Raw genomic sequence first — 13,599 nt, forward strand, 5'->3', positions numbered from 1 at the left:
GGGCAGGCCGCCCCGCAGCGCCCGCACGGGCTGGCGCCACGCCATGCGGCGTTGCTCGACATGCAGCGAGCGTACGGCAACCGGTCGGTTGGCCGGATGCTGGGCGCTGGCAGGGCGCATGGCGCACGCGAGTCTTCGAGGGAGAACGACGAGCAGGCGGCGCAACTTGCGTCCTCCATCGAGCGGCCGGGCGCCGGCCAAGCCCTCGCTCCCGCTACGCGGGCGGCCATGCAGGCGCGGCTCGGCCGCGATCTGGGAGACGTGCGCGTGCACGACGACCCGGCCACCAGCCGCGCCGCGGCCGCGCTCGGCGCGCAGGCGTTCACGCTCGGCAAGCACGTGTTCTTCGGCAGCGGCCGCTACCGGCAAGACGCTGGCGATGCATTGCTCACGCATGAACTCGTGCACGTCGCGCAGCAGGACGGCAGCCGACCAGGCCTCGAGCCGACTGACAATCCCGCGCATGAAGCGCAGGCTCGCCGTGCCGAGACCGGCGTGGCCGACGCAGCGGGACGATTTGCGGTGACGACCGGCGCGCGCGGCATCCAGCGCAAGGAGGAAGACGGCTCGAGCCCGGCCGGAGGCGGTGCTGCCTTGAAGAACCCGCCCGAAAAACATCCGGGATTCTGGAGCAAGGTCGGTCATGGCATTGCAAGCGCGGCAGGCACGGTGTGGGAAGGCATCAAGACCGGCGCGTCCGCTGTGTGGAGGGGTCTCAAGGCCGTGGGCCACGGCATCGCGGTGGCCGCCGACGCCGTGTGGACCGGCCTGCAGTGGGTGGGCCGTCAGATCTGGAGCAAGGTCAGCGGCATTTTCGAGCGCGTTGCCGAATGGGTTCAGCGGCTGCCCGCGCGGCTGGCGAGATTGGTCCTCGGGCTGTGGGAAGGCGTCAAGAGCATGAAGCCGTGGTCGCTCTCGTGGTGGGAATCGCTCGGCAAGGTCGACACGTGGCTCGGTTTTCTCAAGTGGCTCGGCGCGAACGCGCTGTACCTCATCGACTTGCTCGGCGTGGGCGAAGCCTACGAAACCATGATGGACTTTGCAAAGTTCAACACGCGTAAATTGACTGGCCGCGAGATCGCGAGCGCGAGCAGCGTGTTCGGCGCGTCGATCAATTTCGAGCGTGTGCGCGTTGACGAGCGCGCGGTGATCGGGCCGGCCTTCAGCGGGCGTGCATACACCAGCTTTCACACCATCAACGACTGGAGCGGCACGATCGACGAGGCCACGCTGATTCACGAGCTGACGCACGTCTGGCAATACGAGCAATCCGGTTCGATCTATATGGCCCAGGCGCTGCATGCGCAGATCGAGCTCGGCGCCACCGGGGCCTACAACTACAACGGCGTGACGGGGCTCATGACAGCCAAGGCGGCGGGCAACCACATCACCAGCTTCAATCGCGAGCAGCAGGCGCAGATCGTCGAGGATTATTACCGCATCAAGAATCCGCGCCTGCGGCAACCCGGTTCGGGCACGCTCGCCGACCTCCCGCTTTTCGCGTATTTCGTCAAGGATGCCTCGACGATCAGCGAAAGCCAGTTGGCCAAGGGGTAACGCGATGCCAATGCTCTTGCCCAATCTCGACGATCGCCGCTGGGTCGACCTGGTGGACGAAGGGCGCGCGCTGATTCCGCTCTACGCGCCCGAATGGACCGACCAGAACGCGCACGATCCCGGCATCACGATGATCGAGTTGTTCGCCGCGCTGGCCGAGATGGATATCTACCAGCTCAACCGTGTCACGGATCGCGCGCGGCTCAAGTTCCTGGCCGCAGTTGGCATTCATCCGCAGCCACCCCGGCCGGCGACGACCGTGCTGAGCTTCTCGTACGCCAACCCGCCTGCTGCGAATCCCGTCGAACTGGCGGCCGATATCGAATGCGAGTATGTGGACAACGCGAATGTCGAGACGCGCTTCAGGACGCTCGCGAGCGTGACCGTGCTGCCGCTCGCGCTCGCGGCAGTTCAGGTAAGGGACGCGAACGGGTTTCACGACCTGACCGATCGCTGGCGCCGGGGCGTGCCGTTCGGTGCATTCGGCGATGCACCGCAACCCGGCAGCGAGTTGTATCTCGGCTTCGATGAACCACTCGTCGCGGCGCGGGCGCACAGCCTCTACTTCACGTTCGCGAGTGTTCGCGCCGGGATGCGGGAACGCCTGCGCATCGCAGCCGAAAGCGAAGCCCGCAAGCGTGCTTGCACGCCTGTCGTGCCGCGTTGCGCGACGGCTCACGCGCAGCCCGGAAGCGCGCCGCCACCGCATGATTCGCGTGCGCCCCTGCCGTTTCCGGCGGTGCGCCTCGCGTGCGAAATGCTCGCCGGAGACGGCGCGACGGCGAGCTGGCTGCCGCTGAGCGGCGCCGAGTTCTCCGACGATACCCGCTGCCTGACACTCGACGGCGGCATCGTGATAACGCCTCCGCGCAACGGCGTGAAGCAGCGCATTGGGCACGTCGGCGCGGATCTCAGTTATCTGCGCCTGCGCTTCGAGGCGGGCGCCTACGATGCGCCGCCCGTCATCACGAATCTTGCGCTGAACGCGGTGCGGGCGGAGCAGACGTGGCACCCGGGTGTCGTGACGTGGATTATCGGGGCAGGCGTCGCGTCGCCTGCCGCCACGCGTGGGGCATGGGTGCGCATGCAAATCCAGTTCGATGCCAATGGCCGCATCTCGGCGCTCGCATTCGTGACGGACCCCGACGTGCCGCAGTTGCGCATTCTCGACTACACGGGCGCCACCGCGACGACAGCGGGGCGCCTGTGCGTCGAAGCCGTGACGCTCGGCACGGGCGACGGCACACCGTGGCAAAGCATGCAGCTACCCGCGCCGCCGGTGATACGCGCGCGGTTCCGGCTCCTTAGCGTCGATCAGGCCGGACAGTGGCAACGCTGGCGCGATCGGCGCGACTTCGACGGTTCGCGTCGGGATCAATGCGACTTCGTGCTCGATCCGACCGCCGGGACCGTGACCTTCGGTGACGGCGAGCATGGCCGCGTTGCGCCCGCTGGCACTCGCTTCTTTGCGGTTTGTCTCGCAACAAGCGCTCAGGCGGGCAATCTGCGCGCGCAGACCGTCACGCGGCTGGTGGATTCGGCGCACAACCGCGCGCACATTGCGGATTTCGACGCGGCAATGCATGCACTCGCGTTAGTCAATCCGCTCCCTGCAACCGGTGGCCAGGCCGCGGAGCCGCTGCCGCACGCGGTCGGCCGGGCGATCAGGATGCTGGCCGAGCCGCAGCGCGCGATCACGCTCGGGGATTGCGAGGCGCTCGCGCGTGCGACCCCCGGCGTCGAGATTGGCCGCGTCAAGGCGTGGGCCGATCTGCATGCCGATTTTCCGTGTATCAAGGCGCTCGGCATGGTGACGGTTGTGGTCTTGCCGAACCTGCCGGTGCCGCGCCCCGCGCCCAGCGCCGCGCTGTTGCGCGCCGTGTCGGCCTGGCTTGCGCGCCGCCGGATCATCGGCTCACGCATCGACGTGGTCGGACCGACCTATCGCGAGATAACGGTGCGTGCGCAGGTGCACCCATTCGCGGCAACGGACCCGCGGGCGCTCGCGACGCGCATCGTCGACACGCTCAATCGTTATCTGCATCCGCTCACGGGCGGCGCCAACGCTCAGGGCTGGCCGTTCGGCCGCCATGTGTATCGCGCGGAAATCATGCAGGTGATCGATGCGGTGGCGGGTGTGGACTACGTGGCCACGCTCGCGCTGCTTGCCGACGGCTGCGAATGCGATCCGCAGTGCGGCAACGTCTGTCTTGCGTCGACGGCACTTGTGGTGTCGGGCGCGCACGAAATCCAGGTGTTGTGAGGTGGCGATGAATCCGGACGATGCACGCAAACTCGAACGCACGCGTTACTGGCAGGGGCAGATGCTGCGCTCGGGCGACCTGCGCACGCAGGTTGCAACCGATACGCAACTGCGCAGGTGGCATAACCGCGCGGTGCACGACGCATTCGGCGTGGCGCTCGGGCTTGGTGTGTCACTCCAGCCGCAAAGCGGTGCGGGCGGCGTGGTCGCCGTCGAAGCGGGCGTCGCCTACGACCGCTTCGGGCGCGCGTTGACCCTGCTCGCCGGGCAAACCATGCCGTTGCCTGTGCAACTGTCTGAGAGCACGCCGTTCACGCTCGTGATCCGCTATCGGGAAACCTCGTCGTTTCCGGCGCCGCAGGACCGTTCCGGCGTTTGCTTCGAATGCGGCGGCGCGAAGGTCATGGAGGCGGCGGACCTCGTGTGGATTGCGGCCGCGGCGTTGACGCCCGACGACGGCGTGCCGCTCGCGCGAATGAGCGGCACGCAGGCAAACCCGCGGACCGATACCGGGTTCGTCGCGCAGAAGGGCCGACCCCTGTCGCGGCCCTACCTCGCGAACGGATCGACGATCGCGGGCGGCACCGCATGGACCGCGCAATTCGTGAGCGCCTCGGTGGTCGCGTTCGACACCACGGTCGACACCACGGCGGCCGGCTTCACCCGTACACCGTGCTATCTGGCGTGGCTCGAAGACGGCGCGAAGCTGGCCGCGTCGCTCGCCGCAATCGGGAACGCAGTTGCGGGCAACGCTGCGCCAGCGCCTACCGCCGTCAGCACGAACACGGAGTTCCCGCTGTATTTCGCGCACGTCGAGGCAGCCGAGTCGAACCGGTTCAAGTTCAGCGTGCTGGTGCTTTTGCAAGAGCTCGCGCGCTCCATCGTGGCGCGCGGGCTTGACGGCAAGGCGTTTCCGGTGCGCTTGGACGCCTATGTGTGCTGGCTCGGGTGCCAGTCGACCCGCAACGCCAGCCATTGCCTCGATCCGCACGTGCGCAAGCCGTGTTGTTGCTGAGCCGGCGCGACGCCGGCAGGAGTCTCGACGATGGGCATCATCGGCAGTTCGCAGTTTCTCGAGCGCTTGCAGTTCTTCAACGGACAGCGTCTGTTCGCGACGGATCTGCAGACCCTCGAGTCGTTCAACCGCGAGATGCGCTGGCTGCACAACCAGAGCCTGCATCAGCCGGGCGTTGGCAGCGGCTACGCCGTGGCCGGCAACAAGGGCGACCGGCAGATCACGATCGCACCCGGCTATGCGCTCGACGCGTGCGGCAGGGAAATCGTGCTGACCGAGCAGCAAGTCGAACCGGTACCGCCCGTCGCGGACGACGGCAGCGGCGGCTCGGTCTTCTACGACCTGACCGTCTCCTATCCGACCGACGCCGATCTCGTCGAAACGGAAACGCGCATGGGCGTGTGCGTGCCACAAGGCGCGACGCGCCTGCGAGAAGCGCCCAACTTTTGCTGGATACAGCTCGGGGCGACGCTGCAGCCAATCGACCCGCAGCTGAAGATCGATGTGCAGTCGAACATGCGGATCGTGCTTGCGCGCGCCGAGGTCCGCAATTGCCAGCTGTACCAGCCGCTGTCAACCGTCCAGCGACGCAATGCGCGGCCCAACGCGCAGCCGCATGTCGCCTGCGGCAGCACGGATCCCGCGGCGACGGTATGGCGGCTCGGCCCGTTGGCAAAATCGACCAAGATCATCACCCTGCAAGTGGACATCGACACCTCGGCTGAGCAGTTCCAGAAGACCCCGTGCTACAGCGCCCAGCTAGTCGGCAATCGCTTGTTCGATAGCGCGAAGCTCCCCTCCGACCTCAAGTCGAAGAGCGCACTAGGCACGTTCGTGCTCGATGGCCTTACTGGCATCCTCGATCCAACACCGACCGGCTTCACGTTCCAGCTGACGATGCCCCCCCTCGGCACGGATTTCAATCCGTCGTCCTTCCTGAGCCTGTTCAAAGGGAATACCGCAGGCGGTAACGCCGTGCTGCAGACGAACCAATGGTCCGTCACGTGGATGGGAGTGGAGTCCTGACCATGAACCCGAATGACCGCAACTTCAGATGGCTGAACCGCAATGGCCGATGGCACGGCCATCACTGGATCGGGTTGCACCAAGGCGCGGGAGGGACATTTCAGCTCAGCGCAGTGCCGCTCCTTGCCAGCGAGTCAACCGACGCACTCGCACAGTTGCCGGTGCCGTCAGGTCCGGCCGGCGTCGCAGTGGACGCCGACGGCACCGTTTTCTTCGCCGACCCTGATGGCGGCCACATATGGCGCATCGACGCCTGCGACGCCAGCGTGCGGCAGGTGTCATGCCTCGGCCGCTTCGGCGGCGAGCCGGCGCAATTGAGCCAGCCGCGCGGCCTGCTCGTGCCCGCATGGCGGCGCGCGCTGCTGGTTGCGGACAGCGGCAACGACCGGCTGGAGGCGTTCGACCCCGTCACGAGCCAGCTCACCGAAGTGTGGGGCCGCGCGGGCAACGCGGACGGCCAGTTCGATGCCCCGTGGACGCTTGCGGCCGATTCCGCAAACCGCGTGTATGTGATCGATCACGGCAACGCGCGCGTGCAGCAGTTCGACGCACAAGGCGCTGTACAACCGGCATTCTGGCGCACGCTCGACGCCGCCGCGGTGCTTCGGGAACCCGTGGACGTGGCCGCCGGCGACTTCACGCAAGCTGGCGGCGGCAACACCACGCGAATCTATATCGTCGACGTGGCCGCCCATGCGGTGTTCGTCGTGATGCCGGATGGCCGGCCGCTCGTCGACGCGGCTGGTCATCCGGTCACCTTCGGCGCAGACGTGCTGCAGAATCCGCTCGGCATCGCCGTTGTTGGAGACACGGTGTTCGTTGGCGACAATGCGAGACGTCGCGTGTTCCAGTTCGATATTGAGGATGGCTATTCATTCGTTGGCGAGGCAGTGGGCTTCATGGGACCGGTTGCGGGGCTCGCGCCCGCTCCCGGCAACGTGCTGCTCGTGAACACGGGCGGCAGCCTCGCGCCGGCGCGACTGACGCTCGGCGCGGGCTATCGAAAGCAGGGTGTGTTCTGGACGGATGCGCTCAGCACGTCGACAGAGAAGGTCGCCTGGCATCGCCTGAAGGCCATCGCGAACTTGCCAGCGCCCGATGCGCACCTGCAGTTCTTCGTGCACACGGCTGACGAGCAAACCGATGCGCCGGCCGCGCCGGTGCTCGATCCGGGCGGTGCCAATCCGTTCACCGACGCGCGCTGGCAATCGAAGGCGCCGGATGTGACCGACGTGTACGTCGGTGGGAAGCCGTCGCGTTATCTGTGGGTGGGTGTGTGGCTTTCGAGCGACGGCCTCGCGACGCCATCCATCGAACAGATGCGCGTCGAATTCGATCACGACACTTACGTGAAGTATCTGCCCGCCATTTATCGCGCGCCTGGTGTGTGCCACGACTTCCTGCTGCGGTTCCTCTCGCTGTTCGAGAGTTTCGCCAGCGAAAGTGAGGCACGGATCGCCACGTTGCCAGCGCTCTTCGATGCGCACTCGGCTCCCGCCGGGTACCTGCCGTGGCTCGCCGGGTGGATGGGCCTGACATTGCAGGAAGGTTGGGGCGAGGCGAGCGTGCGGCGCGCGATCATCGAAGCCTTCGAGCGCGACGCACGCCGGGGCACCGTCGAAGGCCTGCGCTGCGCGCTCAAGGAGTACGCAGGCGTGGACGCCATCATCGAAGAGCCGTTGCTGCATGCCGCGTGGTGGGCGCTCCCCGCGCCAGTTCAGGCGTGCTGCACCAATGCGCCGGAACCTCCAGCGTGGTCGGGCGCGGGAGCATCGGTCCTCGGCTATACGACCATGCTCGCGCCCGCGCAGCCTCAAGGCGCGGTGGTGGGCGCGAGTGCGGTGCTCGATCAGTCGCAACTGCTCACCGACGACGAATTCGGCAGCCCGCTCTTCGAGGATGTCGCGTTTCAGTTCAGAGTTGCGGTGTATCGCGGGCAACTGAATTGCGCGGCGACGCTGCCGCGCGTGCGTGCGGTGATCGAAAGCGAAAAGCCCGCCCATACCACGTACTGCGTGCGGATCATCGAAGCGCAGATGCGGGTGGGGTTCCAGGCGCGAGTCGGCATTGACACGGTCGTGGCCGGGCCGCCGGTGAGCCTGCGGGTCGGCGAGACGGCAGCGCTCGGCGTGCAGACGACACTTGGCGGAGAGCCCGCCGGGCGAGTCGGCGCGGCGAGCCGTGTCGGCCTGACCGTGCTCGGCTGAACGGACAGGCGAGAACAACCGGGATTTCGATGAGGAGGTATCCGTGACAAACGATAACAACTGCTGCGGCAATTGCGCCGCGGGCGTGAGCACCTACAGCCGTAACCGCTTCTTCTACGGCAAGCTGCTCGACGTGTTCCATCTCGAACTGGAGCAGAACTACTTCAACTCGAAGCGATGGCTGCTCAACCGGCTCGTCACCGGCTACGGCGTGGTCTGCGGACTCGATGTGCAACCCGACAAGAACGGCAGCGGCGTCGTCGTGCTGCCGGGCGTTGCGATCGACAAATGGGGCCGCGAGATCATCGTGCCGAAAACGACGATGTCCGTGCCGCTGCCCGCCGCCGCGGCCGCTGCTGCGGGCGCTCAGGCCAATGCAGGCGCCGCGGGTGCTGTGGGCGCTGCGGGTGTTGCATCAGCGAACGCCTGTGAGTGCTGCGACGGGCAGTATTGCCATGTCGTGATCTGCTACCACGAGTGCGAGAGCGACCCGGTTCCTGCGCTGGGCGGCGAATGCGATCAGAACGCGATGTGCACGCCCGGCACGATACGCGAGCGCTACGAAGTGCAGATCATCGACGGGAAGCAGCCCACCATCTCGACGGACTGCATGTTGCAGGACATCGTTGCGGGCGGCCGGATCAACTATCCGGCGCTCGTGCAGTATGTGAGCGCGCCGTGCCGGGCATGTCCCGACAATCCGTGCATCGTGCTCGCCAATGTGCAGTTGCCACAGCCGGGCGCCATGCTGCAATCCGAGCAGATCGACATCACAGTGCGGCCGCTCGTCTTCGGGCTGGACCTGCTGCACGACCTGCTCGTGTGCCTCACGAACAAGATGCCGAACCAGGACACTGCGCGCGGCTGCAAAGGATGAGATTCAAAACCGGAGACGATCATGACGAGTGCAACTCCCTGCGCGACTTCATCGTGTACAAATGCGGTCGCGGAACGGCCGCGCTACTATCCGCGCCAGCTCATTACAGCCGATGACCTGATGCTGGAGCAAGAGTATTTTAGGAACAAGATGCGCCGACACAATCGCTTGCTGCATGGTTGGGGCGTGGTGTGTGGTGCGAAGGTTTGTCCGGCTCCCGCGGGCGGTGGTGGTGCGGGTACGAGTTCATTTGATTCGTGGAAGGTGGTTGTCACGCCAGGCTATGTGCTCGGACCGTATGGTGACGAGATTGTCCTCGACTGCTGCCTTACCGTCGACCTGCGCACGTCGGGTACGAGCGGGATGACGGGTGACCCTTGTGTGCAACCGGTTGATCCATGGTGCAGTGACGTGTTTGTTTCACGCGAGCCGGCGGCGCCACTGTACGTCGCTGTTAAATATCAGGAATGCAAAACCCGACCGATTCGAGTGCAGCCAATCGGTTGCGGCTGCGACGATAACGCTTGCGAATACTCACGTTTCCAGGATGGCTACGAGATCGGGATTCTGACCTCATGCCCAGACGCAAATGCGGCGCCGCCCGATATCAGCGATGTGGGCAAAGGGGGGGCGTCCGTCTGTCCGGACTGCCCCACGCAGCCGTGGGTCGTGCTGGCGAAGGTGCTGATGGACGCAGACGGTATGATCACCACCATCGACAACTGCGAGTGCCGCCGAATTGTGCTGTCCTTCGGGAGCTTCTGGTGGCAATGTCAGTCGGGCAAGGTCGTCATTAAAAGCATCACACCGGCCGACACGAATGCGAATACGCAAGCGATTCCCCAGGGGACGACTGGATTCGTGCTCGACGTCGCCCTGCAGCTTCAGCACGCGTCCGGCAAGACGCCAACGGTGACAGCCGATCTTGGGCCGGGCGTCACGGTGACTTCGTTCACTCTCAACAAGACCGCGGACGGTGCTGTGCTCACTATCGATGTGTTGCGTGATGCTGTCCTGGGGCCACGTACATTGACCGTTACAACGGATGCGGGCTCGGAAGCCGCGGTTGAGAATGCGATCACGGTCGTTGTCGGATCTCCACCTGCTGCGGCAGGTGCGCTCGATGCGACTGTGGCCTTGCCGGGAGCCGCAAAGAATTAATGGAGCGTGGGCTACGTGCCCAAATGCTTTGACGAACCTGAGCATGTGGAGAAGCTCCTTGCATGGGAACTGGGAGATCTCATCAGTGCCCGCCACTGATTCATCGGCGGACGGGTCGGAGAAGGCCAAAGGCCGTACGCCCGGCATCTACGCTGGTGAGAAGTCGGATGCCTGCACGGTACCGATGAACGATCCGAACAACAGACCCGCCTCCAAGCCGGGTTTGACGAGGATCGGGAGGGAAAGCGGGCAGCCCGAATGAAGCAGTGCATATCGACGGGATGCTGCGGGCGCCGCGAATTCTTTGTGGTCACGCGAGGTATCGCGTCAACCCAGAGGGGGTGCAGCCGTGTTTGCTCCGAAGGTCGCTAAGGCACAGAAAAATGCAGCCGAAAGTCCGACTAGCAAGCTGGCGCCTCAACGCGCGACCCTTGCAGCGCGACCATTTGGCGGTGGCACGGTGGAACAGGCGCGTATGCTCCAAAGGACGATCGGGAACCGAGCGACGCTGCGCTATCTGACACAGCGGCTTTCAAATCCGCCTGTGCCGGGCCCTAGCGAGCACCACGCTTCAGAGGCTGAACAGGGCGTTCAGAAAACGCCGGGCCCGTCCTGGGATTTCAGCAGGATTCCTGTGTTCTCGCCCGCTGAAGGCCCGCGATGCGCCACTAGCCAAGGCGAGAAGCTGGCCAACTTCCCACACCACAGCACCATAGCGCGCGCCTTCGGACTGCCGGAATTCACGGCGCCAGCAACGCTCGATCCCTCGGTCCGCCGTCTTGGTGCAGAGGCGGCCGTCCAGGACGGGCATGTCCGTTTCGCCACGTGGCCCAGCCTGGAAGTAGCGGCTCACGAAGCCGCGCACGTCGTCCAGGGCCGCCGCGTCGGCCGGCTGACCGACACAGCCGGCGCTGATCGCCATGCTGCCGCGGTCGCCGGTCGCCTCATTCGCGGGCTGGGTGCGAGCGACCTCATCGACCCGCAAGCGCTAGTGTCAGCGACAACATATGGGCCGCAACTCTTCGTCCCCGCCGGTTCCGCCCCGGCAACACACACGGTAGTCGCCGGCGAAACCCTGCAGGACGTCGCGCGCGCCGTTTATGGCGAGCCGCGCTACGCCGATGCGATCCGCCTCGCAAATCCGCGCACCGTGACCCTTTCTTCGCCAGGCGTGTTCGTCGTTTCCCCCGGCACCGTGCTGACACTGCCCGATCACCCCGACCTAGCCGACCCGTGGGTCAACCCCTATGTATCAAAGCTGTTGCGCAACGGCGGTGCCTGGACGCAGCCTCAGGCGGAGGCCGCGTTGCGCGCTTTTGCCGCCGAAAGTGCCACGCGCCGGGATGCGATGGTCGCCCACTATCTGCCCTTCAACAATTTGACCAGAATGCTCGGGGTGCTGCCCTCCAACTCGACCCAGGCTGGGGGCCTTTTTGAGAGGCAGGCGCGCGACCTGCTGCAGCGAATCGAGCGCGTCGGCGCCCTGGCCTATGCGGCGTCGCAGGGTTTAGCCAACGAGAGCGCCATGGCACAGGCTCAGGCCACCGAAATGATCACCCGTAATCGGGCGGCGGCGGCGGCGGTTCTACCGGCCGGAGCGCCGCCGCCGACGACGGCGCAGGTCGCGGCTCAGCAAGCCGGACAGGTTGCCCAGGGATCGATCGCACCGCAAACCGCGACCATGTCGGCGGCGCAGGAAGCTACCATAAACCTCACGCTGAACAATGTCTCGATTCCCGCCTTCGTGGCCTGGGCCACCGCCAACCACCCGCAGCTGGGGATCAGGGCCGCGCACCTGCGTGCCGACGCCCGCGCGATCTTCATGCGCGGCATCAATATCATCGCATTCGCCGACGGGTTGCGCGCCGTGGTGGGGGACGCATTCATGCAGATGGTCGCCGCCAATCCGGCCTACGCCCTGCCGACCGTGGTTCACGAGATCTGGGGGCACACCACCTACGAAGGTCTGGACAGATACGGTACCCCGGGCGCGGAATATGGGCTGGACCTTTACGACAAGGCGGCGCGGCACATGCCCGGTTACACACGGCCGACGACCACGGCGGGGCGGACAAGCGAGATTGACAATTACGGCTATCACGAGACCGAGATGTACTCGCTGATGCGCGAGGTGCCGTTTTTCACGCCCAACGTACCGGCCCACGCGGCGCTCGGCTCGATGAACTATGATCCCGCGCCCCAAATCCAGGCCCGCATCAAACATATCAAGGACGCGTTCGAGGCCCGTGTTGCGCGGTCGTTGCTTCGGGGCCTGTTTCTTCGTTTCATCGCCGACCCGACTATCAGCGGCCCTGCAATGACCGCGTTCCGCAATGGTGTAAACGCGGTCTTTGCCGCTGCCGACGCGACCACCATCCTGGCGTTGTGACCTACCGCTGCCTTCGGTTTCGCACTATTGGCCGCCACCCCAACTTTCGCGAACACGCCCGCTTCCATGTCTCCTACGACCACCGAAATCGACCATCAGCTCGCCGCCTTGCACATCCGCGCCGGCTCGCCGCCGCAACTGCGGCAGCGCGACCACGCACTTGCCTGGCTGCTCCAGAATGCCGAACTCTCGTTCCCGGTGGTGCTGGGCCGCGCCGAGGCACAGCCGGACGACCTCGTGCTGCTCGATCTGCTCGGCCGTTATCGCCGACCGGAGGCGACCGCCATCCTTCTGCGCGCCTTCGCCAATGCGCGCACGCGGCTCATTGCGGCATCCGGTCTCGGTTTGTCGCCCGATCCGGCCGCGCGCCTGGCGTTGCGCCGTGCACTCGATTCGGCAGACCCCGACGAGGTGGGTGCGGCGCTCTCCGGGCTAGGTGCCAGCGGCGACACGGCAGCTTGCAGCGACATCACGCCCCGGCTGCGGGCCGAAAATGCCGAGGTGCGCTGGATGGCCATCGAGGTCGGCGCCCGGCTCGCATGCCTGGACCGTGCCACACTTGGAGCCATCGCTGACAGCGATCCCGACCCCAGTGTGCGCGCGCTGGCTGCCGAGAAGCTGCGGTTACTGAGTCGGCCCTGAATAAAGCGCTTTGGCCGACGTCGGCATCAGTCGACGGGCGTCGCCTGACCGACAGGACCGAAGAACGCGAGTCGCGAAGGATGTTGCGAGCCGCATCAGGATCCTACTGCGCCCGCTCGAGAGGGCGCTGCACGCCATCGGGCATGGCTTCGCCAATCCATTCTGGAAACCACGTCAAAGCGGGGGCTCTACGCCGCGATATGGTGAGCGCTATTGTTGGCTGTGAGCGCCGGATACTATCGCTCGAAGCATGATTGCAGTTGTTCATGCAGGACAGCCGTCCTCACCTGCAGTAGCGTATGCGCGAGAGCCGGCCGCCACGCCATCTGCTGCCGCTTAGAGGCCAGTTCAAAAACCTTGCTCAGCTCGCCTGAAGACGTTCCAGCAGACGCGCGAGCAGCCAAGTTTCAAGAATGCTTCGTGAATGTCGGCACGTCGCTCGAAGCGCGTGCGTAGACGACG

General features: G+C 65.7%; 10 protein-coding genes and 1 pseudogene. 9 read left to right on the top strand and 2 right to left on the bottom strand.

Annotation, left to right across the window (positions count from 1 at the left end):
• From F3J15_RS34880 to F3J15_RS34895, 4 genes are all read left to right on the top strand, one after another.
• A partial coding sequence (locus F3J15_RS34880) for a DUF4157 domain-containing protein (RefSeq protein ID WP_166896946.1) occupies positions 1–1,557 on the top strand: 1,557 nt, incomplete at its 5' end.
• A 10-nt stretch (positions 1,558–1,567) separates the two neighbouring features.
• Positions 1,568–3,820, top strand: coding sequence for a putative baseplate assembly protein (locus F3J15_RS34885; RefSeq protein WP_166896948.1), 2,253 nt, complete (start codon positions 1,568–1,570; stop codon positions 3,818–3,820).
• Positions 3,821–3,827: 7 nt separating this feature from the next.
• Positions 3,828–4,835 (top strand): hypothetical protein, encoded by a 1,008-nt coding sequence (locus F3J15_RS34890; protein ID WP_166896950.1) that lies wholly within the window; start codon positions 3,828–3,830, stop codon positions 4,833–4,835.
• 30 nt (positions 4,836–4,865) lie between these two features.
• Entirely contained in the window at positions 4,866–5,861 is a 996-nt protein-coding gene (locus F3J15_RS34895) for a hypothetical protein (protein WP_166896952.1), read from the top strand.
• A 278-nt stretch (positions 5,862–6,139) separates the two neighbouring features.
• Here the strand turns inward: F3J15_RS34895 and F3J15_RS37970 are convergent, their stop codons facing one another.
• Positions 6,140–6,415, bottom strand: coding sequence for a hypothetical protein (locus F3J15_RS37970; RefSeq protein ID WP_240159317.1), 276 nt, complete (start codon positions 6,413–6,415; stop codon positions 6,140–6,142).
• Between F3J15_RS37970 and F3J15_RS38290 the strand changes: the two genes are divergently transcribed.
• The 5 genes from F3J15_RS38290 (at position 6,395) to F3J15_RS34920 (ending at position 13,137) form a co-directional block, all read left to right on the top strand.
• Entirely contained in the window at positions 6,395–8,068 is a 1,674-nt protein-coding gene (locus F3J15_RS38290; RefSeq protein ID WP_345891592.1) for a phage tail protein, read from the top strand. The two genes, F3J15_RS37970 and F3J15_RS38290, sit on opposite strands and share 21 nt — an antisense overlap.
• Positions 8,069–8,201: 133 nt before the next feature.
• Positions 8,202–8,945, top strand: a complete 744-nt coding sequence (locus F3J15_RS34905) for a hypothetical protein (RefSeq protein ID WP_166896956.1) — start codon at positions 8,202–8,204, stop codon at positions 8,943–8,945.
• A gap of 21 nt (positions 8,946–8,966) precedes the next feature.
• Entirely contained in the window at positions 8,967–10,106 is a 1,140-nt protein-coding gene (locus F3J15_RS34910) for a hypothetical protein (protein WP_205191121.1), read from the top strand.
• A gap of 634 nt (positions 10,107–10,740) precedes the next feature.
• Positions 10,741–12,495 (top strand): hypothetical protein, encoded by a 1,755-nt coding sequence (locus tag F3J15_RS34915; protein WP_166896958.1) that lies wholly within the window; start codon positions 10,741–10,743, stop codon positions 12,493–12,495.
• Positions 12,496–12,561: 66 nt separating this feature from the next.
• Positions 12,562–13,137: a HEAT repeat domain-containing protein gene (locus F3J15_RS34920; protein ID WP_166896960.1), complete on the top strand. Its 576-nt coding sequence runs from the start codon at positions 12,562–12,564 to the stop codon at positions 13,135–13,137.
• A 348-nt stretch (positions 13,138–13,485) separates the two neighbouring features.
• On the opposite strand, the pseudogene F3J15_RS34925 reads toward F3J15_RS34920, so the two are convergent.
• Positions 13,486–13,599: pseudogene (locus tag F3J15_RS34925) on the bottom strand (IS5/IS1182 family transposase); the annotation flags it as partial.

The organism is Burkholderia sp. Ap-955 (assembly GCF_011753045.1).
In the GTDB taxonomy this organism is placed as follows: domain Bacteria; phylum Pseudomonadota; class Gammaproteobacteria; order Burkholderiales; family Burkholderiaceae; genus Burkholderia; species Burkholderia lata_D.

Excerpts from the sequence above, each read along its gene's own strand:
- F3J15_RS34885 (WP_166896948.1), top strand. The coding sequence starts at position 1,568 with ATGCTCTTGCCCAATCTCGACGATCGCCGCTGGGTCGACCTGGTGGAC.
- F3J15_RS34890 (WP_166896950.1), top strand. The coding sequence starts at position 3,828 with ATGAATCCGGACGATGCACGCAAACTCGAACGCACGCGTTACTGGCAG.
- F3J15_RS34895 (WP_166896952.1), top strand. The coding sequence starts at position 4,866 with ATGGGCATCATCGGCAGTTCGCAGTTTCTCGAGCGCTTGCAGTTCTTC.
- F3J15_RS34910 (WP_205191121.1), top strand. The coding sequence starts at position 8,967 with ATGACGAGTGCAACTCCCTGCGCGACTTCATCGTGTACAAATGCGGTC.
- F3J15_RS34920 (WP_166896960.1), top strand. The coding sequence starts at position 12,562 with ATGTCTCCTACGACCACCGAAATCGACCATCAGCTCGCCGCCTTGCAC.